The sequence below is a fragment of the Longimicrobium sp. genome, from assembly GCF_036554565.1.
Classification (GTDB): domain Bacteria; phylum Gemmatimonadota; class Gemmatimonadetes; order Longimicrobiales; family Longimicrobiaceae; genus Longimicrobium.
Map to the genome: position 1 here is coordinate 1 of NZ_DATBNB010000761.1, position 2,521 is coordinate 2,521.

Sequence of the window (2,521 nt, forward strand, 5' to 3'; positions counted from 1 at the left end):
GACGACTGCCGCGCGAGGAACGAGGCGGACTGACACGCGACGTCAATCGATCGCGCGGACCCCCGAGGCCGGCCGGGAGCTTTCCCGGCCGGCCTCGCTGCGTCCCCCAGTCGCGCAATCGAGGGCGGCGGAGTATTTTCCGCCCGGCTCCACGGAGCCGACTATCCGTCCAAGCGACCTACGCCGTACCTGTACGAGCTGATGAATACAGATCCGTCGAACCTGGGACCCGATCCCTACGATCCTGCCATTCGCCGCAAGAACGTTTTGACGCTGCTGATCGTTTCCGTGCTGCTGATCGGCGCGGGCTTCGTTCCCGCCACGCTCAAGCGCTTTCAGCAGCCGGAGGAGCGCTTCGAGGTGTACCAGGAAGCGAGCGACGCCAAGGCCGTGGAGCGGGGGCTGCTCCCGCGCTTCGTGCCCGCGACCGCCACCGAGATCCACACCCGCCACAACCGCGACACCGACCAGCGGTTCGTGCGCTTCACCTATGCCGACAGTGCGGCACTGAAGGCGTTCACCGCGGGGATGCGCCAGTTGCCGCTGGCCGAGGTGGAGCGGGTGCTGGTTCCCACGCCGGGATGGAGCCGCTGGTGGCCCATCACCTCGCGCACGCTGTCCGGCAGCCAGGGCGAGCGCCTGCTGGTGTGGGAGATCGCCTCCGGTCCCGACCGGGGCTACCTGGCCGCCGACCCGCGGACGAACCACGCATTTTTCTGGAGCCGCTGAGCGGAGACCCGACCATGGCCGTGAGCGCCGACTACCGCGAGTACGTGCTGGAGCAGATGGGCCGGGTGGCACCGGTCAGCGGCCGGTCCATGTTCGGCGGCGTGGGCATCTACTCCGACGGGCTGTTCTTTGCCCTGATGGACGACGGCGCGGTGTACCTGAAGGTGGACGACACCAACCGCGCGATGTTCACGGACGCCGGCATGGGCCAGTTCGATCCGTTCGGCGACGGGCAGCAGGTGATGAAGTACTACGAGCTGCCCGCCGACCTGCTGGAGTCGCCCGACCTGCTGCGCCCGTGGATGGACGCGGCCCTGGACGTCGCCCGCCGCGCCCGCAAGGGCAAGAAGAAGAAGTAACAGAACGGCTCGCGCCGCCGCGGACGGTGTATCATCCGGCTGAAGGGCTCCAGAGACGGGAACGACAGGGAGAGACGATGGCCGAGAAGATCCAGAAGACCGATGCCGAGTGGCGGGCGCAGCTCACGCCCGAGCAGTACCAGGTAGCGCGGCTGAAGGGTACGGAGCGCGCCTTTACCGGGGCGTACTGGGATACGAAGGACGTGGGCGTGTACCGCTGCATCTGCTGCAACGAGGAGTTGTTCCGCAGCGACGAGAAGTTCGATTCCGGCTGCGGATGGCCCAGCTTCACCGCCCCCGCCTCGCCCGAGGTGGTGGGCGAGCACGCCGACGACTCGTTCTTCATGCGGCGCACCGAGGTGGTGTGCAACCGGTGCGGAGCACACCTGGGCCACGTATTCAACGACGGCCCCGCGCCCACCGGGCTGCGCTACTGCATCAACTCGGCGTCCATCTCGCTGGAGCCGAAACAGGGCGAAAATCCCTGATTTCGGTCGGGAAAGCCCGCTTGTGACGGAAAAAGGCACATTGCCTCTTGTCCCATCGCGGTCCACGCTGTAACCTGTGCAGCGAAAGCGGCCAGATTGGCTGGCCGGGATTTCACACCCAGAGGACGGGACGGTGACGGGTGCCGCCGCGTAAAGATACCGCGTCCGTGGAGACGCTTCGGGAAGCCGCGCGTACCTTCGTGGATGCCACGTCGCTGCGCCAGGCGGCGCGCGACATCGGCATGAGCCCCACGGGCCTGCGTGGGTTCCTGGATGGAGCCGATCCGTACGTGAAGACGGAACGCAAGCTTCGCGCGTGGTATCTGCGCGATGCCCAACGCAACGTCCAGGCGGTTTCGCCAGAAGCCGCGAACAACGCGCTGAAGCTGCTGGTGGGGCACTTTGCCCCCGAGCAGGGCCGGGGCGCGGTGCTCGACGTGCTGCAGGTGGTGGAAGGGCGCTGCGTTTCGACGCAGACACCCATCCCCGCCTGGATTCCGGCGCTCCGCACGCAGTACTCCGAGTAGCACCATCTCTCGGCGTCGTACGGGGGGACCATTCACTGTGAAGGGTCCCCCGTTCGCCATTCCTGAAACCCGCGTGCTCCGGGCTCACTCCGGCTTGCGGTGCGGACCCGGGCGCCGGCGCTCGCGGGCGGCCTCGCGGGCCTGGTGCAGCGCGTGGTTGAACGCCGCGCCCGCCGTGGCGAAGGCCCCCGCCCGTCGCAGGGCCGTGCTGTCCACCCCCAGCGAGGCGGTGATGGCCCGGCGCAGCGAGCGTTCGCTGGCGTAGCCGCTGGCGTACGCCGCGCTGTACACGGTGCGGCCGGGGTCGTCCAGGAGCATGCACCCCAGCAGCAGCCGTATCCACGCCTGCGTGTGCCGGGGCGCGGGCAGCCCCGCGCGAAGGCAGTGCGCGGTGAGCGTGCGTGCGCTCACGCCCAGG

4 protein-coding genes and 1 pseudogene are annotated in these 2,521 nt (G+C 68.5%); 4 read left to right on the plus strand and 1 reads right to left on the minus strand.

The window, feature by feature from the left end:
* Positions 1-201: 201 nt before the first annotated feature.
* From VIB55_RS21465 to VIB55_RS21480, 4 genes are all read left to right on the plus strand, one after another.
* Positions 202-729 carry a hypothetical protein gene (locus tag VIB55_RS21465; protein ID WP_331878718.1) on the plus strand — a complete coding sequence of 176 codons (528 nt, stop codon included), beginning with the start codon at positions 202-204 and terminating at the stop codon, positions 727-729.
* A gap of 14 nt (positions 730-743) precedes the next feature.
* Complete coding sequence (locus VIB55_RS21470; protein ID WP_331878719.1) at positions 744-1,088, plus strand: TfoX/Sxy family protein; 345 nt, start codon at positions 744-746, stop codon at positions 1,086-1,088.
* Positions 1,089-1,165: 77 nt separating this feature from the next.
* Positions 1,166-1,576, plus strand: a complete 411-nt coding sequence (gene msrB, locus VIB55_RS21475) for a peptide-methionine (R)-S-oxide reductase MsrB (RefSeq protein ID WP_331878720.1) — start codon at positions 1,166-1,168, stop codon at positions 1,574-1,576.
* 167 nt (positions 1,577-1,743) lie between these two features.
* A complete protein-coding gene (locus tag VIB55_RS21480) occupies positions 1,744-2,103 on the plus strand; it encodes a hypothetical protein (RefSeq protein WP_331020819.1) in 360 nt (119 codons plus the stop codon).
* Between the two features lie 84 nt (positions 2,104-2,187).
* On the opposite strand, the pseudogene VIB55_RS21485 reads toward VIB55_RS21480, so the two are convergent.
* Positions 2,188-2,521, minus strand: a pseudogene (locus tag VIB55_RS21485) (hypothetical protein); the annotation flags it as partial.